The sequence below is a fragment of the Streptomyces sp. NPDC001219 genome (assembly GCF_053597915.1).
This window is the reverse complement of record NZ_JBSFJF010000056.1, coordinates 1-21,094: the sequence shown is the minus strand read 5'-3', so window position 1 is coordinate 21,094 and position 21,094 is coordinate 1. Positions and strand designations below refer to the sequence as shown.

Below are 21,094 nucleotides of genomic sequence, written 5' to 3'. Positions count from 1 at the left end.
TTCATGGCTAGACGGCACGTTCGCCGGGGTGGCGCCCAGGGTGGCACGTGGCACTGACAATGCAGTCTGCAGACGGTGTGGTGATGGCGAATCTCGGCCCGTTTGTCGGCGGACGCGGCAGTGGCGTGAGCGGGCGCCATTGTGTATGTGCTGAGGAGAGGCCGAGCGTGTCCGTCAGGCTGATTTCCTATTGCGCGTATTGAGAGCCGTGGTCGCCCTCCGATGTGTGGCTAGGACAGGCCCTCGGTCATCGCTGCGGTGGTGCTCGCGTTGCTGCCGAGGGGGCGCATGCCGCGTGGAGCCATTCCTGCAGCTGGGGAGGGCAGAGGGCGATGGCGACGAACTCGCTGACAGCTTGATGGCCGCATTCTCATCGGCTCTGATGGGCGCGCCAGGCGCTGAGCTCGCGGGTGGCTGTCTTGTTGGCTGGATATCGCGCCAGGGGCACGCCCGCTCAGGATGCTCGTGGCGAATGCTTGGGGCACGGGCCGGGTCGGGCGCTAACTGCCGCTTCTGCTGGGCGGTTTGTGCTGTCCGGGGGCGTTGTCAGTGGTGGCCCTTAGCGTTCCGTGTGGTTCGCCCTTCTAGCGGCGGCGGCCGGTTATTCGTTCAGTTGTGAGGTGGAGGAGCGGGATGCGGCTACAGGTGGCGGTGACGACGGCGGCGTCGGAGCTGCCGTGGGCGAGTGTGTTGTCGCCGGGGCGGGGGGTGGTCTACGACGTGCTCGGCCGTACTGCTCCGGAGCTGGGGCAGCAACTGCACGAGAAGGGCTGGGGTGTTCACGGGCTGGTGCCGTTCGGCCATGGGGCGCCGGTCTTTCCTACGACACGACGCAGACGAGGCCGGTACGCGGCTGGCGGGCCTGGGGTGGTGGAGTTCGGCAGCCCCCTCCCCGAGGTCGTCGAAGCTCTGGCCCGCGGACTTGTGCAGCGGGAGCTGCTGGACTGGGGCGGTGTGGCGTTTCGCATCACGGGTGTGAAGGCCGTGGAGCAGCCGGAGTTCGCCGGGGGACGCGCGCGGTGGCGTACGGAGACGCCGGTGGTGATGAAGGGCTCTGGCCGCGACGAGGAGGGTAGGCGCACTACGCGGCAGGCGTGGGTGCTGCCTTCGGAGCCGGAGTGGCCTGCCTACATGCAGGGGAATTTGCGGCGGAAGGCCGAGACGCTGGGGCTGGATCCGGGTGTGGAGCTGGAGTCGGTGAGCTGGGTCGGGCCGAAGCGGTCCTTCGCGGTGGGGGGCGGGTTGAAGCCCGGTGCTGCGGTGGAGGTGGAGTTGTCGGGTCCGCCGGAGACGCTTCGGGCGTTGTGGAGTTGGGGGCTGGGGCAGGCGAATTCCGCCGGCTTTGGATGGGTGAGCGCATGACGGTCGAAGAGGAGGAACTCGCCTGCCAGTGGAGGGTGGTGCTGACTCCGCATCCGTTGCAGCGGGTCGGTGCGTACGCTCTCGCGGCCCTTGCCGGAGAGCGGGATCCGCAGCGGCTGGGTCCGGAGGGCTTCGAGCGGGCGGTGTCGGATCTGGCCCGGCATTCGGCGCAGGCGGCTGTGCGGGACAGCAAGGCGGTGGACGGGTTCTGGCAGAAGGTGAGTCTGTCGTACTTCCCCAACGCCCCGATGAACCATCCCGGACGCCGCAAGGGCAAGACCGTGGACGGTCGTCCGAAGACCGATGAGGATGTCCGCGAAGCGGTCCGGGTCTGGCTGCGGGCGCCTGATGAAGCTGACCGGCCGTCGGCTGACTGCGTGCTGTGTGGGCGGGCGGCTGCCGGATTTTACGGCAAGCGGGATGTGGTGCTGGCCGAGAGCGAGGCGTACCGGAACACCACGCCCCGCGGTCACGACGGAATGGCTTTGTGCTGGCCGTGCCTCGCCTGTTTCTATGCGTTGCCGTACGGGTGCCAACTCACCGGTGGTTCGTCGGTGGCCCTGCACAGCTGGAACGAGCCGTTCCTCGCGCAGGTCGTGGGTCGGCAGACCGACCGCAATCGCCGCCTCGCGGAAACGGGCGATGAAACGCGGAAGCAGGCCGAGCCGCGCGAGCTGGTGGCGCTGCGAGCGCTGCGCGCTTTCAGCGGACGTCTGCCCGAGGGGGTGGAGCTGCTGGTCTTCAACAACAACAACCGCGGCCAGCTCCTGGACACCTACAGCCTCTCCCAGCCGCTGGCGGAGTGGCTGCGCCGCACCTGTCGCCTGCCGGACCTGCGTCTTGGGTTCAGTGTTGTGGCGCGGGCGCATGTGACGTCGAACGTGCCGGGGCTGGTGGGTCTGGCACGGAATGCCTTTCGTGAGCCGGCCCGCGTCGTGTCGACCGGCGTGGGCGGCCTGGCCACGTTGATGACGGGGCCGGATCCAGACCTGGATGCAGCAGCCAAGACGGCTGAACTGCTGAAGACATTCGTAACCGAGGTGATGCAGGTGAACGAGAAGGACCTGGCCGAGATCCGGAGCACCGGGCACAAGATCGCGAGCCAGGTGGCCGAGCAGGGAAGCCGGAGCCCGCTGGGTGATCTGCGGCGCTATCTGCGCGACTCACGGAAGCTGCGCAGCTGGCTGACTAAACAGGCCGTGGCCTGGGCCGGCCGTGAACAGGCTGACCGGCAGGGGCCGCTCCTGGTCAGTGAGCGGGCTTATGTGCTGCTGTTCGATCCGGGTGCGGACAACCCGGCGTGGCTGCACCGGGATCTGCTGCTGGTGACGGTGCTGGAGGAGCTGTCCCGGCTGGGCTGGGTCGCGGATGACGGCAAGACATCGGATGAGGTCCTGTCCGAACTGGACGCGTCGGACCGGAAGTTCTTGAACGAGGATGAGGAGGAGGGCCAGTGAGCTTTCTGGTCGGAAAGATCGTGCAGGACGTCGTGGCCGGGGCCCCGAACAACGGGGAAGGCGAGGACAACATCGGCAAGGTCAAATCCCTGCGCGTAGGCCGCGACACCTACCCCTATGTCTCCGCGCAGGCGTTCCGCCGCTGGCTGCGCGACTCGCTGCCGGCGTCGGAGCCCCGCTCGCAGGTGATCCGCTCGGGAAAGGGCCAGAGCCAGCAGGCGTATACCGCAGGCCGCCCCGATCAGTACCTGGACGACGACTTGTTCGGCTACATGGTGGCGGTGAAGAAGGAGTCCTACCAGCGTGACACGGTGCTGGCCACCGGCACCCTGGTCTCGGTGGTGCCGCAGCGCCCCGAGCTGGACTTCGGCACCATGAGCCGTGACTTCCCGGCCGGCGAGCATCCGGTCATCCACCAGCACCAGCTCTACTCCTCCGTCCTGGCCGGCGATGTCCTGCTGGACCTGCCGCGTGCGGGCGTGTTCGAGACCGACGGGAGCGGCTTGCGGGTAGCCCTCAGCCAAGCTTCCGCCGACGCGGCGCTGGCCGCGGGGGCCGAGCAGGTCGACTTCCGCGGGACTACGGCGGTACGGCTGCCGCTCGCCGAACGCCGGCGCCGCATCGCCCTGTTGCTGCGGACGCTGGCAGCACTGCGCGGTGGCGCGAAGCAGTCCCTCCACTATGGCGACCGCACCCCGGCTCTGATCCTGCTGGCCCCGCTCAAGGGCGGAGTCAACCCCTTCACCCGCGTACTCGCCGCCAGGGACGGCAAGCCGGAGTTCTCCACCGACGTGCTGCGGGAGGAACTCGAAGCGTGGAGCGACGAGTTGGACGGACCGGTTAGGGTCGGATGGGCCCCCGGATTCCTCGGCGATCAGCGCGAACGGGCGTGCCGTGAGGTGGAGGATCTCATCAAGGCGGACAAGGTCATCCTGGGCCACCCCCGCAACGTACTGACCGAGTTGGCCAAGGAGATCGAAGCCGGTACCCGCGACGGATGGTTCGAGGACCCGCAGTCATGACCACCCATGACAGCCCAGGGGAGCGAGAGGCGCTGGAGGTGACCGTCACCGCGCCGGTCGTCTCCTTCCGCAACCCGCTCTACTCCGGGATCCAGGTCACGCTGCCCTGCCCGTCCCCGACCACGGTCGGCGGAATGCTCGCCGCAGCCGCAGGCGGCTGGGACCACGTAGATTCCGGCCTGTCGTTCGCCATGGCCTTCCACGCCCGCGGCCACGGCACCGACCTGGAGACCTACCACCCTTTGGACCCGACCGAAAATAAACCCAACCTAGCCCCGCGCCAACGGGAATTCCTCGCAGACGTCACCTTGCGCCTGTGGCTCTTCACCGACCTCGAACAGTGGCAGACCCGGCTACGCCGGCCTCGCTGGCCGCTTCGCCTGGGACGCAGCCAGGACCTGGTCGGCATCACCCTGCGGCAGGTCCCGGTCCTCGAACGCCCCGGGCACCAGGGCTCTGCCCTGGTGCCCGAGCCTGCCAAGGGCGCGTTCGGCACACCACTGCGGCTGCCGGCCGCCATCAGCGTGGACCGGAAGCGAACCCGCTGGGGCTCCTTCCGCTTCGATCCCACCGGCCGTGCGCAAGCACCCGTACCAGGCAGCTGGTCAACCACCAACGGCCAAGCACTCGTACCACTCGACTCTCCCCACCCCGACACCCTCCTCCCCAGTCCCCAGCCCACCTGACCCTGTACGAGAGAGGCGCCCGTCGCCATGGACCCTCTGAATGCATTCCTGGCGAAGAGCGCCTCCAAGAGACGCCCGGCGGAACTGCTGACCGCCCACCTGTCCGCCACGCTCGCCGCCACCGGCGGACTGCAGCGGCGGGTGGGCCGCCTGGAAGTTGCCGAGACGGTCCTGGACGGACAGTTCTGGACTGCCACCGCCCTGGCTGCCCTCACCCATGACGCGGGCAAACTCCCGGACGGCTTCCAGAACATGCTTCGCGGACGTACCCGCAGCTGGGGCGAACGCCACGAAGTCCTCTCCCTCGGCTTCCTCCCTCATCTCATCCACCACCCCGACCTCCTGATCTGGGTGGCCAGCGCCGTTGCCACCCATCACCGCCCACTGACCGGCGACAGTGGCCGGGACCTGGCAACCCTCTATGGCCCCAGCGACCCGGACGAGATCCACAGTCGCTTCACCCCCATCCTGCCGACCGCGGCACCCGCCCTCCTGGAATGGTTGCGCACCACCGCAGCTGCCAACGGCCTGCCCGTCCAACATTCCGCCACCCGGGCCGACCTGGCCGTCGATGTGCTCCTGCAGACCACCCACCAGCTACTGGGGCAGCTCTTCAACCGCTGGGAATACCGAGCGGCTCCGCCGGACGAAGGACTAGCGGCCGTTCTGCTGCAAGGCGCCGTCACCCTCTCCGACCACCTCTCCTCAGCCCACCAACAACTGGCCGGTACCCAACCCCTGGACGCCTCCTTCCGCCCACGGGTAGAGAAATACCTAGCTGAGCGCAACGGCATCCTGCGCCGGCACCAGACCGAGGCGGCCGAGGTGGCAGGACACCTGCTGATGCGGGCCCCGACCGGCAGCGGCAAGACCGAAGCCTCCCTCCTATGGGCCGCAAGGCAAGTCATCGACCTGGCCGAGCGCACCGGGGGAGTGCCCCGCGTCTTCTACACCCTGCCCTACCTTGCCTCCATCAACGCCATGACCACCCGCCTCGAAAACCTGCTCGAAGACCGGGAAGCGGTCGGCGTCGCGCACTCCCGCGCCGCCTCCTACCACCTCGCTCGCGCCATCACCCCCGAAGACGGACCCGACCAGGACCACGACGGCACACCCTGCCGGGCCGACGCCGCCACCAAGGCCGTCTCCCGCGCCGCCGCCACCAAACTCTTCCGCGAAACCCTCCGCGTCGGCACCCCCTACCAACTGCTGCGCGCGGCCCTCGCCGGGCCGGCCCACTCCGGCATCCTCATCGACGCCGCCAACTCCGTCTTCGTCCTCGACGAACTCCACGCCTACGACGAACAGCGCCTGGGCTACCTCCTGGCCAGCGCTCGCCTATGGGAACGCCTCGGCGGCCGCATCGCCGTACTCTCCGCCACCCTGCCCACCGCCCTGGCCGGACTGTTCACTGACAGCCTCACCAACCACACCGAAATCCTCAGCCCCGACTTGCAACTCCCCGCCCGACACCGGCTGCGCACCCGCCACCACCACCTCACCGCCCCCCAAGCCGTTGCCGAGATCCGACAGCGCCTCGAAGAGCGCGCCAGCGTCCTCGTCGTTGCCAACAACGTCGCCCACGCCCTCGAACTCTTCGAAGCACTCGCCCCCGCCGTCGTCGATCTCCACGGCCCCGACGCCGCGCTGCTGCTGCACTCCCGCTTCAAGCGGGGCGACCGGACGACCATTGAAAAGAAGATCACCGAACGATTCGGCACCCGCTCCGCACGCTGCCCCGGCCTCGTGGTGGCCACCCAGGTCGTGGAAGTCTCCCTCGACGTGGACTTCGACGTCCTGTTCACCGCCGCAGCCCCCCTCGAAGCCCTCCTACAGCGCTTCGGCCGCATCAACCGCATCGCGGCCCGCCCACCTGCCGACGTCATCGTCCATGCCCCCACCTGGACCACCCGCCGCGGCCAGAGCGGTGAGTACGCCGATGGCATCTACCGCCGCGAACCAGTCGAGACGGGCTGGCAGATCCTGACCGAGCACGATGGCCACGTCATCGACGAAGCAGACGCCACCGGATGGCTCGACACCATCTACGCCAGCGGTTGGGGAGACCAGTGGCGATCAGACGTCCTCCAGCACCGTGACGACTTCGAGCGCGCCTTCCTGCGCTTCGAGCACCCCTACGACGACCGCGACCGGCTCACCGATACCTTCGACAAGCTCTTCGACGGCACCGAAGCCATCCTCGCCACAGACCAAGCAAAGTACGAAGCCGCACTCGACGAAGCCCCCGGCACCGCAGGCCGCCTCCTCGCCGACAACTACCTCATCCCCATGCCTCACTGGGCCGGCCGCCTCACTGCCTACGAGCGCCGGCTCAACGTCCGGATCATCGACGGCGACTACACCTCCGACCGCGGACTTCTCGCCGTCCGCGCATTACCCCATCAGACCTACCAGCCCGGAGAGGTCCTGTGATCACCGCACCCGACGTCGGCGGCGTCCACATCAAGTACCTTCACCACTGTCCCCGGTCCTCATCGACCCTGGGAGGGGTACCAACGCGGGGATGAGGGTGGCGGCCGTCGCGTGGACGCCGCGTCCTCATCGCCCCTGGGAGGGGTACCAACGTGAGGCCGACGCCGAACCGGTTGGCCACCTCGGACGTCCTCATCGCCCCTGGGAGGGGTACCAACGCAACCGGTTCCTGCGCCTGGGCGGCACCCGTATGCGGTCCTCATCGCCCCTGGGAGGGGTACCAACTACATGCACCAGCTGGGCGCCACGCTTGCGGCCGGCGTCCTCATCGCCCCTGGGAGGGGTACCAACAGGTGGCCGGCCTGCGCGGCGATGATGATGCCGACGCGTCCTCATCGCCCCTGGGAGGGGTACCAACAGGCGGGTGGGAGTTGTGTCCTGCCCGAGGCGAGTTGTCCTCTTCGCCCCTGGGAGGGGTACCAACGCGAAGGTGAAGCCCGAATCAGCAGCCAGCCGACTGGTCCTCATCGCCCCTGGGAGGGGTACCAACCTGACGTACGGATCTGTGGCGACGAGGCGACCGTCGCCGGTCCTCATCGCCCCTGGGAGGGGTACCAACATGCCGGTGATCGGTCCGGCCAGCGGCGGGTGTGTGGTCCTCATCGCCCCTGGGAGGGGTACCAACACCAGCACCAGGGGGCGTGACCGTGGCTCCGTCGCTGGTCCTCATCGCCCCTGGGAGGGGTACCAACGTGTTGCTCGTCCGGTCTGGGCCAGACGAACCGGGCCGTCCTCATCGCCCCTGGGAGGGGTACCAACACGATCAGCCGCGTGGAGCGCACAGAGCCCCCCACCCAGGTCCTCATCGCCCCTGGGAGGGGCACCAACCAGCCGGCCACCGCGTTGGCACCGATCAGCCGGTACGGTCCTCATCGCCCCTGGGAGGGGTACCAACCCGTACTGGATGTGGCCGCGGGCCGGGATGACGCTGGTCCTCATCGCCCCTGGGAGGGGTACCAACATGTAGCGCAGGGCTGAGCGAGGCTGGATCCCGAGCCGTCCTCATCGCCCCTGGGAGGGGTACCAACAGGACGTCCTCGCGCACCGGGAGCGGCGGCGTCCGGGTCCTCATCGCCCCTGGGAGGGGTACCAACAGTCCGGGATGCTGCCCCCCGAGCTGCGGGGCCTCGGGTCCTCATCGCCCCTGAGAGGGGCACCAACACCATCGCCATGAGCGTGATGTCGCCGCCGAGCTGGGGTCCTCATCGCCCCTGGTAGGGATACCAACGGCATGGTGAGCGTGAACCCGGCCTGGGCGGCGGTCGTCCTCATCGCCCCTGGGAGGGGTACCAACTCATCGTGGACGAGACCGGACAGGCCAGCACCCCGGAGTCCTCATCGCCCCTGGGAGGGGTATCAACAGCACCTGAGCGGCTGGTGGTTCTGCCCCTTGCGCTTGCCAGCGGGGACGATCAGGTCGCGCTGGGGAAGCGGTAGCCCTTGGTGCGACGACCTGCAGTCGAGCTATGAGTCGATCAAGTGACCGAAATGGGCGCCGCGTCACTGCTGAGTCCTGAGTGTTCGCCTTTCATCGCGCAATCAGGATCTTTGCCAAGCGAAGTCGCTTTCCTTGCATACCGCAGTCGTGTGCCCCTCCCCGCATCAGGACTCTTCGGGAAGATTCGGTCTCCATGTTGCGGCCCCAGGGCGTGCGATTGCATTTGCATCTTTGCAATTTTCCCATCTGCAAGACCCCGTGGTGGTGGGTGTGACGATTCGTCTTACGTGCCGCCGTGGGGAGCCTGCGGGCCGGACGGGCCTGCCGCCTCACCAGGTGGCTTGTCAAATCCGAACTTTAAAAGGTGACCTGATGGTCAATTCTGATCGCATCCGTAAGTTGAACAGAGAGAACTGGTCGGCAATGTGCAGGAATGGACTGGGAAAATGATCGTCGCCTGGCGGACTTGCAGGGCGGAGGGGCTTGCATATTGGAATGTCGTAGATCGCACAATGCAACGGCTTGATCTGACGATATGGTGGCGCGACCGCATGCAGCCGACCGATGGCGGGCTGTAATGGCGATGGCCCCGGGATGCACCCCGAGGCCACCTGACAGGCCATCGACAACCAAAGAAAGGCTTGAACGTGACCTCCGGAGAAAACCGGGAGCTGGCTATGGCTCCCCCGGAATTCCCTCCTGGGATTATCCCTGCCCTGAGTGGTGGTGAAACCCGAAGCGCCGCACTGGTCGACCTGCGCCTGTGCGCGAGCCTGCCGATCGTCATCATCCTGGTGGCCGCCATCGTCCTGCTGCCTGGGGCCTGGCCTGCCGTGGTGAAGCTCCCCATCCCCTGGCCGTTTGTCGTATGCGCGGTGGTGAGCCTGGTGGGCCTGTCCTGCCACAGTTACCTCCGCATCGTCCGCTTCCGCCGGCGCTGAGCCCCACTGCTGGGTGGGCGCCGTCTGACGGCGCCCACCCAGCACCGCGACTGTTGAAGCCCCCGGAAGGCCCACGATCGCGTCCGGGGTTGGCGAAGGGAATCTCTGATGGCGGTGCCATCACCCACGCGATGCGCCTTCTGCGGCAGGGGTATCGAGCAATCGAAAAGCGGCGGACGCCCAAGGGACTACTGCAACTCCACATGCCGGAGCCGGGCGCAGCGCCAGCGTGACCGTGAACGGCGTGCATCGAGGCCGGCCCAGACATCTTGGCGAGTCATCAGCCGAGACCTGTACGTCCGTGCCCAGCAGCTGCATGCTGCCGGCACTGATCAACTGCCGCTGGCGACAGTGCTGGAGGTGACTGAACGTCTTCGTGAGGATGCGGAATGCCTGGCTGCCCTGGCGGTTGACGCTGCGCGTCAGGCTGGGTGGGTCTGGGCGGAGGTCGCGTCAGAAACGGGACGGCGCGAAGCATCTGTCCGGGCCCAGTGGGGTGGGGCGCGTGTCTCCCGCCTGCTGTCCGCACGAGCTCGGCTGACGTACGAGGGCCCGAAGCCGCCGGCCGACGCCGAGTGCGACCCGCAGGACTCGGCACACACGGCGGACGGCTCTGCTCATGCCCCCGCCACCGCGGAAGGGGAGTGGACGTGATCAGGGACAGTCAACGCGCTGGCCGCCACCCAACCGTCTTCCGGCTGGAGTACGTGGCCTTCTGTGACGCGAACCGGGACGCCTACTTCCGGTACGCCTTGGTCCGCATCGAGGACCAGGCGGAAGCGATGCACTGCGTCAACACCGTACTGGCCGCCCTGGAAGCCAGCTGGATCGCCGTTCTGGCCAGCGCATGCCCGGCTGCCCGGGTCTGGAGGGACCTGCGCGCCGAGACTGATCACCGTACGACCGGTGCAGTAGGACGAGAGGGGAAGTTTCACGCCGTCTTACGTGATGACCAGGCCGACATCATGCTCCTGCACCATCGCCTCAGACTGCCCGTCGGACATGCCGCCAACCTTATGGGCCTCACGGACCACGATGCCCACGCCCTGTTGCGTGGTGCCGAGCGGGACCTCGGCAGCCTGCTGAATCTCTGAGGCAGCAGCCGACGCGAGTTGGCGCACACCAGCGTGAACGGGTGTGCGCCAACGGATCAATCGCAGTCGCCGAGCAAGGTAACGGCGTGTCTTATAAGGCCGATTGAGCGACTAGCCGACCAACGCGCGTACTCCTAGGATGAACGCTTACATCCAGGATGCCCAGCCCGAACCGGGCTCACGGGAGTGCGCATGGCCAACGGGGAGAAACCCCAAACTCGCCATATCGACACCAGCAAAGCCAGTGCCGCACGCATGTACGACTGGCTCTTAGGGGGGACGGAAAACTATGAGGTCGACCGCGATGCATGCAGCGACCTACTGAAAATTGCGCCCAGCACCCAGCAACTTGCACGCACCAACAGGGACTTCCTTAGACGTGTGGTGCGAATTCTGGCCGAGAAGGGGATCACCCAATTCCTCGACCATGGTTCCGGCCTGCCCACACAGGACAACGTGCACGAGGTAGCGCAGCGGGCTCGCCCAGGTGCCAAAGTCGTCTACGTCGACAACGACCCCATGGTCCTCGCCCACGCCCGCACATCCCTGGACGACAACGAGAACACCATGGTTCTCGACTACGACATGAGACACACACACGACATCAGGCGGGCCTCTGAGGCTTTGCTCGACTGGAGTCAGCCCATCGCGGTCCTTTTCGTCTCCGTGCTGCATTGCCTGCCCGACACCGATGACCAGCACGACCCGTCCGCCGTCATCGGGGCTCTCGCGGACCAGCTGGCACCCGGCAGCTACATGGTCATCTGCCAGCTCGTCAGTGACGATCCCACGGTGCGCCGGGACGTCACCCAGCTGATGGCCACGGTCACGGGCGGCAATTGGGGGCGAGTCCGAGAAACCCACGAGGTGCGCCGGTACTTCACCCCGCTGGAGATCGAAGACCCCGGGTTGGTCGACGTGATCGACTGGCGCCCGGATTCACCTCCGCCTCCGGCGCATCTGCGCGCCACGGACTGGGTCGAATGGGGCGGGGTCGGCAAAATCCCGAGATGAACTTGCGGTACGAAGCCGCCACGGAATGGCTGACCTGGCCCCAGGGTCCTCAGTCCGACTGTTCCGTGGCGGCCAGCTGCTCCCAGTGCTGGAGGGCACGTTTCAGCGCCGCTGTGCTCTGCACGCGCTCGTATGCATCATCCCGCACGTTGACCAGGATCCTGCGGTATTTGTCGAGCTGGCGCTTTTGCGTGACGTAGTTCGCCCCATCGAGGTGCTCCACGTAGGCCAACTCCTGAGAGTCGCCGTCGGGGAACGTCAGGTGGAAAATCGGATACGGCGGCACCATTGCACCCTTGCGGACGATACGGACGTTGACCCGATCCGTCAGCGTGGCCTTCAGGAGGAGTCCTATCTGCTCGGCCATCACGCCGGCGTCGCCGTATAGCCGGTAGAGAACTTCCTCGCAGATGAGGACCGCCAAGGTGGGGACGTCGTGGTCGAGCATGACCTGCCGCTGCATCCGGAGGGCAATGATGCGTTCGATGTCAGAGTCCGGGGTGCCGATCTCCATCATGCGGACGAGCGCCCGTGCGTACGCCTCAGTCTGCAGCAGTCCCGGCACAACGCGCGGTTCGAAGACGAAGATCTTCTGTGCGGTTCGCTCCAGTCGGATGAGGCGTTTGAGGAAGTTGGGCGTCACGTCAGCGAAGCGTGCGTAGAGGTCGCCGTTCCCGGCCTGGGCCAGAAGCTGGTCCAGCTGGCCCTGCTGTTCCCGCGAGAGGCCGTAGAACAACGCAAGGTCGTGGACGTCTCGGGGTTTGGCTGGGCTCTCCCCGCGCTCCACACGGCTCACCTTCGATGAGGAGCCCCTGATCACGCGGGCGGCGTCGTCAAGGGTGTAGCCGAGGCGCTCGCGGTGGAACCGCAGTTCGTCGCCGAGCAGCCTTCCGGCGGGCCGCTGCTCGTCAGAAGCCTGGAGGCGCAGGACGGGTGCGCTGGGCTCCGGTTGGTTCTTGCGAGCGGCGGGCATACGCACTCCGAATCTTAGGGCATACAAAATGGCCCTCAGAATGCCGTGCGTGTGCCCGCCGCTCCAAATTATGGCCAAAGCATGGCCGTGAGTTTTGCTTCTAGGCGGCCAGCTCGTCGAACTCCGAGCCCTTCGCGCCGTCGAGGAAGGCCCGCATTTCTGCCCGGGTGAAGATCAGCGCCGGCCCTTCGGGGTGTCGCGAGTTCCGGACGGCGACATCGCCGTCGGGCAGGCTTGCCACTTCGACGCACTCACCCGCCCCCACGCTCGCTTGTGCCTTCAGCCAGGTAACGCCTGTGATCTCTTCCGCCGGGACGCCGTTGGTGATCGACATTGACACCCTCGCTTTGCTGGTCGCGCTGATCGAACGCGTGCATGCGTTTCCCATATGGGAAACGCATGCATCGCTCGTGCAAGAATAGGTGGATGCCTCCGGCTGAACATGTCCCTGAAAGAGTGCAGTTCACGTCCCTGGTTCCGATTAGATGACTGATTGCCTGGTGGTGTGAGGCTGCTCAATCGCACTGCGGAACCGTCGAGTGCCCGAACCAGCCGTTGGAGATCACTCAGGGGATGGTCGTCCGGCGCAAGGTCCCGGTGGAGGGGGCAGACGGACGGTACGGTGCGAGAGTGGCTCCGCGGCAACCCCCGTCTGCGGAGCCACCCTTATGTCCGTCGGTCGGCGGAGTCGGCCAGCCGCGAGTCGAGGGCCCATTGGCGCGGCAGCGGTACTTCGGCAGCGACCTCCTCGGCCTTGAGACCGTCGCATCCGTCGCCGGCCGGACGCCTGCAGCCCCGCTGGGTGGGATGCCGTCGAGCAGGGCGAGGGTCTGGGTGACGTCGTTGACGTTGGCCACGGTCGTGATCCACGGGCCGAACCGTTCGGGCAGGTCACGCCACTGCACACCAGTTGCCACCCGGTGGAGAATCCGGTCGATCACCTGCCGGTGATCCCGGCGCAGTCCACAACGCCGGTTAGTGACCGGCAGGAACGGCCGCGGCCGTTCCCACTCGGCATCTGTCAGATCACCCCGCCTCGTGTCGGTAACGACGCGGTTCACCTCCGCTCGCGCGGAGAGTACGGATAGATGAGGTCGGGGTCGTGGATCGTGTCCGGCCCACCTCCGCTGACGTGGGGGCGATCCGATAACGCATCATGCGTCCCCGAAGCGAAGGCCGAAGGCCAGATGACTGCGGAAGGGCAAGTCCTCAAGACTGAGCAGCGCGTTCGACGCGCTATCTGTCGCGGGGCACGCTAGGCGCGCTCCTCCACGGGAACCGGGGCCGCTCCGCTCCGCAACATGGCACATTGTGGCTATGGCTTCTTCCCCTTCTGTTGTCGATCTGCGTGCCGACCCGGTCGACGAGGTGCTCGACCGGGTCGAGCGGTCTTTGGATGTTCGGTTGGAGCGGGGGAGTGTGGTGCGCAAGCGTCGCTCGGTCGGCGCGCGCACGGACCGCGGGACCTGGGTGCGGTTGGAGCGCCGGCCCTTGGCGCGGATCGATGGCCAGGGGTGGAACGGCACGGAGGCCGCGGCAGCGCTGGAGGGCGTCGCTATACCGCGGTGGCTGGCCGGCGTCGCGTGGAGGGACGCGTCAGGCGAGGCTATGTGGCGGGCGGATGAGACGACCCTGCTTCCCGGTGCCCCGGTAAAGCCCGGGGGAACCCTCACCGTCGATCCGCAGCTTTCCGGCGCCTGGTGGGGGCAGCTGAACAGGTCCCTGGATGCCCTGGCCAGGCAGACCACCACCCGCATCGCGACGCCGGACACGGTCACCATCACGCAGGCCCGGGTGACACAGGAGATCACTTCGACCTTCGGGGACCTCGACACCACTCTGGCGGACTGGAGGCCGGCCCACGCGGATCTGAACTGGGCGAACGTGACGGGCCCGACGTTTTGCCTGTTTGACTGGGAGGACTGGGGCATGGCGCCCAGGGGCTTGGACGCTGCCTCGCTGTGGGGGAATTCTCTGGCGGCCCCGGGCCTTGCGGAGCGGGTGTGGCGGGAGCGCCGAGAGGACTTGGAAAGTAGGGACGGGCTGCTGATGGCGCTGTTCTACTGCACGAAGGTCGTTGGCCGCTGGGCCGACGAGGCTGATCCCAAGCTTGTGCCAGCCCGGATCGCGGCTGAACGGATCGTGGGCGAACTTCAGGCCCGTTGATGACGCGAGTGGTCGCGCAGCAGCTTCCGGTACTGGTGCACGGTCGCCTCGTTGGCATTGAGGTGCAGTGCGTCGACCAGCTCACGCAGGTGTTCTGCGTCGTCTGAGCCCACCGCGACCGTGGCGACAGGGGGCAGGAGGTAGGCGGCGCGGAACGCGGCCTGCACCCGCGAGGCTCCGCGGTGCTCAGGCTGCAGGAACATACGGGCGTCCACCGCCTCCCACACCGCACTGTCCGTACTGCCGCCGAAGGGGCTCATGCCCCATCGCGCCTCCATGCCCAACTGCCACCGCTCGGCCAGAGTCTGCGCGGCATCCAGTGTGGCGATGCCGGCCAGCAGGCCGGCGGGGACCATGAGGACGGACGGGGCGGGCAGCGCACCGTCCACGACGGCGGCCAGCGGCGCCGGATCCCACGACGCGATGCCCCACGCCCCGCACAGACCCCGCGCCACGGCGTCCTCCAGTACGGCGCACGCCGCCCCCAGCTTCTCCCGCGCGTCCCTCGGGGTGCCGGGGAGGGAGCGCTCGGGGTTGTGCAGGAAGACCAGATCCGGAGCCCGGCGCAGATCCCGGTTGGTCTGCTCCAGCGCCTGCCGCAGGCGGGCGGCATCGAGCGAGTGTTCTGCGGTGCCGTCGTGGCGGGGGAAGAAGCCGATCTTCGTGGAGAGGGAATACGGGTCCAGGAGACCGTTGCCGAGTCGCGACAGGGCGGAATGGGAAGTGAAATTCCGGTAGTTGAAGCTGGTGTCGATCCGGGTGATGCCTAGGTCGAGGGCGGCGGTCAGCAGGCCGCATTTGTGACGAGATCGGTGTAGCCCGAGGACACTTCGGTGGTCAGGGGCGCGCACAGCTCCTCATCCGTCGAGATCGTTGCCAGTTCTTCGACCTCGGCGCCGACCGCAGTGGCTGCCTGGGCCAGGTGTACGGGATGACCGCTCAGCAGGAGCCGGAGGGCGGGCAGGGCCTTGGCGGTGAAGGTGAGCTTCTTTCCGCCGGCCAGCACGTTGACGCTCCCGTCGTGCTCGGTGATCTGCGGCGGGAATTCGGTGATGCACACCGCTGCCTGTAGTGGGCCGAAGATGTCCAGAAACGGAACGTGGCGGCCCGGTGCGGCGGCGTGTTCGCGGGCCGCAAGGAAGTCTGCGGGGTCGCGGGAGTCGATCAGGGTACGGGCGGCTTCGGCCAGCTCCTGCTGCTGGGCGTGCTGGTCGGTGGGACGGCCGCTCCAGCGGTCGAGGTCTCGGCGGAAGACCTCGACCTCGCGGGACCAGTCCGCCAGCCAGGTCAGCCAGTTGACGCCGGTCCGCTTCTCGAACCCGAGCGTCATGTGCATGCTCTGGCCGGTGCCGCGTCCGTTGCGGGTGGCCTGGTGCCAGTAGCCGCGGGGGATGTGCATGACGTCCCCGGTCTTCATGATGCCGGCCCAGATGCTCTCCTGGCTGGGCTCGTCGTTGCGGGCGGCGTCACGGAACATCGGCACCGGCCGGGAGGCTCCGCGCACCTCCCACTCCTTTTCACCGGCGAGCTGGATCACCAGGACGTCGTGGTCATCCCAGTGAAGGTCGAAGCCCGAGGCGTCATTGGTAGTGAGGTAGACGTTGACCTGGACCCGTTCGCGAGACCACCACTGCATGGCCCGGCAGGCGACCTCCATGGTCGGGTCGAAGACGTTTGCCTGGTCGAGTACCAGCGTGGCGCCGCCCGCCAGGAGGTGCCCCAGGCGGCGCATGTTGACCATGCGGATGCTCTGGCCTCTGCGGTTGACGTCCTGGCTGAAATACGCGCGAGGATGCAGTTCCTCACCCCCGCGGAAACAGCGGAACTGCGGATTCGTCAGGCTCCGGCGCATCACCATGTCGAGCAGCCGGTTGGGTGTGAGCAACCGCTCCAGCACATCCGGGTGAGCGATACTCCCGCGGGCGAACTGCTCGCCCAGCGGCTCGGGGCCGCTCCACCCCAGCGCTTCCTCGACCTCACGGATAAGCCGGTGCTCCACAGCGCTCCTCTATGTGTGCCGGGTCACGAGCGACGGGCCGTGCGGCGGTTGCCGAACGGCCCGCGGCTGGGCGGTTAACCGGCGGGGTGGTTGAGGCCGTCACCGTCGGGCTGGGTGTCGCCTGTGGCGTCCGGTGGCGGGTCGGACATGCTCGCGTCGTTGCGATCGTGGACGCCGGACAGCACCTCGACCGCCACAAGCAGTTCACTGCGCCCTTCGAGCCTTCGCTGATTGCTCATGCGTTCGCTCCCTCCGATGCGAGCCATACACAGTGGCCGCCCATGCCTCACGGAGGCAAGAGCAAAAAGACGCCAAGCACGGGCGCTGGAGACCCGTTGTGGGCTCCGTGGCCTCTGTGGGTGTTCCGGCGAGAGCACGGGGACCGACCAGCTTTTGAGGAACGTCCGGCGGCCCTGCCTGGCGTGCCTCGACGGCGCCCGGCGCGGCGAGTTGGTCGATGGCGGCAGGGGAGGGGCGTGGGGGCGTGGCCAAGGGCGCGTGGCTCTGCGGGGACCGCCCTTGTGGGGTTGCAGAAGTGGGCGGACGAGCGACCGCCCACCTCCGACCAGGGCCTCGGGCGGCCTGGTGCGGGAGTCCGCCCATGGTGGCGGCGGAGGGAGCTGCCGTCCGCGTGGGGGAAGCCGACGACAGGCGTCCGAGGCGGCGGCCATCGGTCCTGGGCACCGTGCCCGCCGCAGCGCTCGTACGTCAGCCGGCTGCGTCGCAGGGCTACAAGGCCCCGCCGGCGCCGGGGCCCCTGCGGCTGAACAACGCGACCACCCGTCCCAGCTGGTGGAGCTTGCGCGTGTAGGCCGCCGACAGGAAGGCGGCCAGAGTGAACACCGTGAGGGGGATGAACAGCAGCCCTGCCCCCTCCGCCCCGGCTGCTGGCGCGATGACGAGGGAGGCCGCAGTTGCAACACCGGCGATTGCGAACACCCCGCCGAGCCCCTTCACGTCCTCTACCTCCGGGCCCGGCTCGGCGGGCAGAGCCTCCGCATCGAGGAGCGCCCCGAATGCCGCTTGAGCCTGACGGGCCGCCACGGTGAGCGCCATTGCGCCGAGCTCGCGGGCCGCCCGCTCCCGGTCCTCGACAAGTTCGCTGAGCTTGTCGGCGAACGCGGTGCGGACCTTCTGCCCGTGCTCACGCAGACGCCTTTGGTCAGCCGCGTATTTGGCCCGCAGCCCCGCAGCGGCTTCCGCGCTGTTCCTCACCGCAATCATCAGTTCCGAGACCTTCTCGTGCACGTCGGTCAACGCTTCGGTCCGCGTACGGCCCGCTGGAGCGGAGGCGAGAGCAGCAAGGGATGGGAGCGCGTCCAGGGCTTCGGTCACCACCTGATCGCCGTCCTTGACGTACCCCTTGCGCAGCCCCTCCCGCTTCTCCGACATTCGGCGACAGGAGGAACAGGCGAAGGTCACAACGAACCCCACCGCCGCGGCCTTCCCCCCACCCTTTGCCAGGGCCCGGTCGGCCTTCTTCTTCTCCTCGCTCGCCAACGGCGCTACCTGTGCCTTCTTGGCTGCCGCGGTGGCCTCCCTCTTCTGCTCGGCTTCCAGGGCCAGCGTGACCATGGCGAGAAAGCCCACCACGAGCGCCATCATCAGGGCCGCGCCGAAGGATCCGGCCAGGAGCATCCGGCATGACTTCCACGGGGTACGAGACGGCCGAGTGTAGGCGGCGCGGAGGTCGTCCCACGGCACCGGGCCGGTGTGCCCGAGTTCGACAGCGGCGGCTCTCGCCTTGTCGATGCGCTCCTCGGCGGCGGTGGCATAGCGGGCCCGTAACCGGTCTCGGTAGCCGGGCCGCGGCGCGGCGGTCGGTGGGGCCGGGGCAGGGGGCGTGGTCAAGGCTGTTGTCCTCTCTCCTGGGTACTTGAGGAACACACCAGGAGAGAGCAGCTGGTTGCACCGGCCAGGAGTACACGGCACAGCCAGCGCGTGATGTCGGCCACCAACCGGACATCCGAACGCACGCGCCGCCCCCCAGGGCCTGCTGGTGTTCTCGTCGATCGGGCACGAGACGTCGCCGAACAGATGCGCGCTACCGCTCCGAGGGGCACCGACGTCGCACTCGACGTCGTCGCCGGGGGCTTGGTGAGTGAGGGTCTGCAGCTGCTACGCGAAGGCGGCCGGTGGGTCATCGCCGTCGGTGACGGACGGACGGCCGGCTGGCGTGCCCATGGAGCTCGGTTGCAACTCAGGGGCCGCCGGCCTGCGAGGGCAGGCCGGGACGATGGGCGCAGCACGCACCGCCCCGCGGGCGGCCCAGTCCCCCAGCTCCTGCACCTCCACCTGCCGGGTGAGCAGGCTCTGCACGGCGTTTCGCCCTGATGTTCTGCCGTCTCGGCCCCCTTTGATGCAGGTGCCGACGGAGGCTTGGTCCGGGCGCTGGCCGCGTGTTGTTGGGCCGCACGATGGTGGAGCCCACCGAGATGTCCCAGCCGACCTCGCCCGGTTCCTTACGGGGCTCATCCCCGCTTCGCAGGAACAGACCTGCCTGCTTGTATCGGTCGTAGGCTTCGACCGGGCTGGAGTTTCATTGCCATGTTCCTCAGTACCTTGTGAACCACGATACTGAGGAACATGGCTGACCTCGCACTCTGGATAGCGTCCTTAACCGGCGGCACTGCCGTTCTTGCCAGTTGGGTGACAAGCCGAGGCACGGCTCGGGCCGCCCGAATACAAGCTGATTCCGCTGCGAATACTCAGCGGACCGAAAAGCTCCGCGAGACGCGCCGCACCGCTTACGCCAACCTCGTCGAGCACGCTCAGCGAATGGGCGAGCTGTACTGGCAGGTGTCCGATGTTCAACGGACCGGCTGCCAGGAGGAGCAAATGCCCGCTCTGCGAGACCTCCGCTTCCAGATTCGCAATGAGTACGGCAAATTGCGACACTCGGTGTGGATCGTCACGTTGGAAGGGCCGATTGAAGTAGCTGACGCCGCGGACGGGCTTCGACGGTCAACCGCACCTCCGTACGATGCGCTCTTGGCTGCGATCGAGGGAAGCCCGGGCGCCGTCGAGACGTTCAACAAGTGCTACGAGCCATTCTGGCAGTCCGTCTTGAGCTTTGTTCAAACCGCACAAACTGCTTTGCAGCGGATGTAGAAGCTTTCGGGGCTTGGCGGCGTGAGCGCGGGTGCCGTGGCCAGCGGCAGCAGCGCGAAGGCCGCGGCTGCGGAGGAGGCGCGGACAGTCGCCTCGAACAAGATCCGTTGGTAGCACCACGGCGTGAAGCATCGCCCGGGAACGCGGCGGTGGCCAACTCAGGGGAGCGGCAAGCAATACCGCACCACACACCCCTACGCCGCGAAGATCTGTTGACCGCATATAACTTCAGGATGGTTGAGGTGGTGGTATCGAGCGGCTGACGGCCGGGGGACGTGCTCGCCAGGAAGGACAAGGCCGAGGAGGGCGAGGCCGACTTCGCCTCCCGTGCGATCGTCGCGTGCTGGGACCTGATCACCCAGGAGCGGGTGGGCAAGGGAGTGGTCGACGTCGCCCAGGAGAAGCGCAAGCCGGTCAAGGTCCGCGCGGACCGGCGCCGGGGGATCACCGACGAAGGCACGGTGCGGCTGGTGCCCATCCGCGGCCGGCAGGAGTCGGTGCCGCGCTCGCGCCGGGAGACGGACGGGGCAGGACCAGCCCGCCGCTACGACCGGGGCCGGTGGATGGCCCACGAGCACACCCGCGACCACTGCATGAACCCCGCCGCACACAGCAGCGGCGGGTGCACCCACCAGGACATCACCGTCCTGGACTACCCGAAGGGCCCGGCCGACAAGCCGTTCCTGGACACGGTGTGCGTGGTCAAGAGCGACTGACCGACAGTTCCCGGTTGACGGTGTCGGCGTCCATCGCGTCCGCCCGCGCTGCCGCAAGTTCGGCCAGGACCTCCGGCAGCGCCGACCGGCTCCGCGCCGCTGGCTCAGCTGTCACCGGTGTGCCCTACCGTGGAGAGTCGACGGCCATCCGGACCCAAGAGCGCGGCCGGACCCACCGCCCACTCTCCGAGCACTCACCACGCCCCCTGACGCAGAGGAACTCACTCCATGCCCACCTGGTCGGCCATCTTGACCGTCGGAGCGGCAATGACAGTCCTGACCCTGCTTGCCATTGTCGTCGCGCGACGCGTTGCCAGCGCCACAGTCCCCTTCGGGGTGGCGCTCCTCCCGGCGGGCATGGCTGCCGGGCTTGCTGCCTTCGAATGGCTGCTCGCACAGACAGCGGGAGGCGCCTGACGCGCGCGTCAGCGGATCGCTGACGCGCGAAGTGGGTACGGAATTCACCGGCCTGGTGACCCAGGCCGCGCACCACGACCAGGCCGCATCCGGCAACACACGCCTGGGGTGGGAGGCCTTGTGCTCGTGAAGCTTTGGCGGTCGCCCGCTTCCAGTGCCGCACCGTCCAACGTCTCGACGCCGGCGACCACGTCGTCTTCCTCGG

The 21,094-nt window shown here is 67.7% G+C and carries 19 protein-coding genes, 1 pseudogene and 1 CRISPR repeat array; of the genes and pseudogenes, 13 read left to right on the top strand and 7 right to left on the bottom strand.

All coding sequences use genetic code 11. The features are described 5' to 3' along the window. Nucleotides 1-633: 633 nt before the first annotated feature. The 8 genes from ACWC9R_RS28420 (at nucleotide 634) to ACWC9R_RS28385 (ending at nucleotide 11,507) form a co-directional block, all read left to right on the top strand. Entirely contained in the window at nucleotides 634-1,362 is a 729-nt protein-coding gene (locus tag ACWC9R_RS28420; RefSeq protein WP_450735753.1) for a CRISPR-associated endoribonuclease Cas6, read from the top strand. Beyond that, a complete protein-coding gene (locus ACWC9R_RS28415) occupies nucleotides 1,359-2,819 on the top strand; it encodes a hypothetical protein (RefSeq protein WP_450735751.1) in 1,461 nt (486 codons plus the stop codon). Before ACWC9R_RS28420 ends, ACWC9R_RS28415 begins: the two co-directional genes overlap by 4 nt. Then, the gene (cas7i, locus tag ACWC9R_RS28410; protein ID WP_380932719.1) at nucleotides 2,816-3,841 is read left to right on the top strand and encodes a type I-B CRISPR-associated protein Cas7/Cst2/DevR; all 1,026 of its coding nucleotides are present in this window, start codon (nucleotides 2,816-2,818) and stop codon (nucleotides 3,839-3,841) included. The genes ACWC9R_RS28415 and cas7i overlap by 4 nt, the downstream gene beginning before the upstream one ends. Beyond that, on the top strand, nucleotides 3,838-4,527 hold the full coding sequence (gene cas5, locus ACWC9R_RS28405; protein WP_450735749.1) for a CRISPR-associated protein Cas5: 690 nt from the start codon (nucleotides 3,838-3,840) through the stop codon (nucleotides 4,525-4,527). Before cas7i ends, cas5 begins: the two co-directional genes overlap by 4 nt. A gap of 27 nt (nucleotides 4,528-4,554) precedes the next feature. Then, nucleotides 4,555-6,960, top strand: a complete 2,406-nt coding sequence (gene cas3 / locus ACWC9R_RS28400) for a CRISPR-associated helicase Cas3' (RefSeq protein WP_450735747.1) — start codon at nucleotides 4,555-4,557, stop codon at nucleotides 6,958-6,960. Nucleotides 6,961-7,015: 55 nt separating this feature from the next. Further along, nucleotides 7,016-8,381: direct repeats of the CRISPR family, unit length 30 nt; unit sequence GTCCTCATCGCCCCTGGGAGGGGTACCAAC. Between the two features lie 718 nt (nucleotides 8,382-9,099). Next, on the top strand, nucleotides 9,100-9,399 hold the full coding sequence (locus tag ACWC9R_RS28395) for a hypothetical protein (protein ID WP_450735745.1): 300 nt from the start codon (nucleotides 9,100-9,102) through the stop codon (nucleotides 9,397-9,399). A 650-nt stretch (nucleotides 9,400-10,049) separates the two neighbouring features. Beyond that, on the top strand, nucleotides 10,050-10,493 hold the full coding sequence (locus tag ACWC9R_RS28390; RefSeq protein WP_450735743.1) for a hypothetical protein: 444 nt from the start codon (nucleotides 10,050-10,052) through the stop codon (nucleotides 10,491-10,493). A gap of 192 nt (nucleotides 10,494-10,685) precedes the next feature. Further along, entirely contained in the window at nucleotides 10,686-11,507 is an 822-nt protein-coding gene (locus ACWC9R_RS28385) for an SAM-dependent methyltransferase (RefSeq protein ID WP_450735741.1), read from the top strand. Nucleotides 11,508-11,556: 49 nt separating this feature from the next. On the opposite strand, the gene ACWC9R_RS28380 is transcribed toward ACWC9R_RS28385, so the two are convergent. From ACWC9R_RS28380 to ACWC9R_RS28370, 3 genes are all read right to left on the bottom strand, one after another. Further along, a complete protein-coding gene (locus ACWC9R_RS28380) occupies nucleotides 11,557-12,480 on the bottom strand; it encodes a helix-turn-helix domain-containing protein (protein WP_450735739.1) in 924 nt (307 codons plus the stop codon). Nucleotides 12,481-12,580: 100 nt separating this feature from the next. After that, a complete protein-coding gene (locus tag ACWC9R_RS28375; protein WP_450735737.1) occupies nucleotides 12,581-12,814 on the bottom strand; it encodes a DUF397 domain-containing protein in 234 nt (77 codons plus the stop codon). A gap of 232 nt (nucleotides 12,815-13,046) precedes the next feature. Then, a complete protein-coding gene (locus ACWC9R_RS28370) occupies nucleotides 13,047-13,541 on the bottom strand; it encodes a transposase (protein WP_450735736.1) in 495 nt (164 codons plus the stop codon). A 247-nt stretch (nucleotides 13,542-13,788) separates the two neighbouring features. On the opposite strand from ACWC9R_RS28370, the gene ACWC9R_RS28365 reads away from it, so the two are divergent. After that, on the top strand, nucleotides 13,789-14,646 hold the full coding sequence (locus ACWC9R_RS28365) for a hypothetical protein (RefSeq protein ID WP_450735787.1): 858 nt from the start codon (nucleotides 13,789-13,791) through the stop codon (nucleotides 14,644-14,646). Here ACWC9R_RS28365 and ACWC9R_RS28360 read toward each other — a convergent pair. The 4 genes from ACWC9R_RS28360 to ACWC9R_RS28345 all read right to left on the bottom strand — a co-directional run bounded on the left by ACWC9R_RS28360 (nucleotide 14,634) and on the right by ACWC9R_RS28345 (nucleotide 18,496). Further along, nucleotides 14,634-15,497, bottom strand: coding sequence for an aldo/keto reductase (locus ACWC9R_RS28360; protein WP_450735734.1), 864 nt, complete (start codon nucleotides 15,495-15,497; stop codon nucleotides 14,634-14,636). The two genes, ACWC9R_RS28365 and ACWC9R_RS28360, sit on opposite strands and share 13 nt — an antisense overlap. After that, nucleotides 15,431-16,645 carry a JmjC domain-containing protein gene (locus tag ACWC9R_RS28355; RefSeq protein ID WP_450735732.1) on the bottom strand — a complete coding sequence of 405 codons (1,215 nt, stop codon included), beginning with the start codon at nucleotides 16,643-16,645 and terminating at the stop codon, nucleotides 15,431-15,433. Before ACWC9R_RS28355 ends, ACWC9R_RS28360 begins: the two co-directional genes overlap by 67 nt. Nucleotides 16,646-16,719: 74 nt before the next feature. Then, the gene (locus tag ACWC9R_RS28350; RefSeq protein ID WP_167538004.1) at nucleotides 16,720-16,884 is read right to left on the bottom strand and encodes a hypothetical protein; all 165 of its coding nucleotides are present in this window, start codon (nucleotides 16,882-16,884) and stop codon (nucleotides 16,720-16,722) included. Between the two features lie 490 nt (nucleotides 16,885-17,374). Next, nucleotides 17,375-18,496 carry a hypothetical protein gene (locus tag ACWC9R_RS28345; RefSeq protein ID WP_450735730.1) on the bottom strand — a complete coding sequence of 374 codons (1,122 nt, stop codon included), beginning with the start codon at nucleotides 18,494-18,496 and terminating at the stop codon, nucleotides 17,375-17,377. A 144-nt stretch (nucleotides 18,497-18,640) separates the two neighbouring features. Between ACWC9R_RS28345 and ACWC9R_RS28340 the strand changes: the two are divergent. The 4 genes and pseudogenes from ACWC9R_RS28340 to ACWC9R_RS28325 form a co-directional block, all read left to right on the top strand. Beyond that, a pseudogene (locus ACWC9R_RS28340) lies at nucleotides 18,641-18,793 on the top strand (Zn-dependent oxidoreductase); the annotation flags it as partial. 438 nt (nucleotides 18,794-19,231) lie between these two features. After that, nucleotides 19,232-19,756 (top strand): hypothetical protein, encoded by a 525-nt coding sequence (locus ACWC9R_RS28335; RefSeq protein ID WP_450735728.1) that lies wholly within the window; start codon nucleotides 19,232-19,234, stop codon nucleotides 19,754-19,756. A gap of 275 nt (nucleotides 19,757-20,031) precedes the next feature. Further along, complete coding sequence (locus ACWC9R_RS28330; RefSeq protein WP_450735726.1) at nucleotides 20,032-20,472, top strand: hypothetical protein; 441 nt, start codon at nucleotides 20,032-20,034, stop codon at nucleotides 20,470-20,472. Nucleotides 20,473-20,700: 228 nt separating this feature from the next. Continuing rightward, the gene (locus ACWC9R_RS28325) at nucleotides 20,701-20,889 is read left to right on the top strand and encodes a hypothetical protein (RefSeq protein WP_450735724.1); all 189 of its coding nucleotides are present in this window, start codon (nucleotides 20,701-20,703) and stop codon (nucleotides 20,887-20,889) included. Nucleotides 20,890-21,094 lie beyond the last annotated feature (205 nt).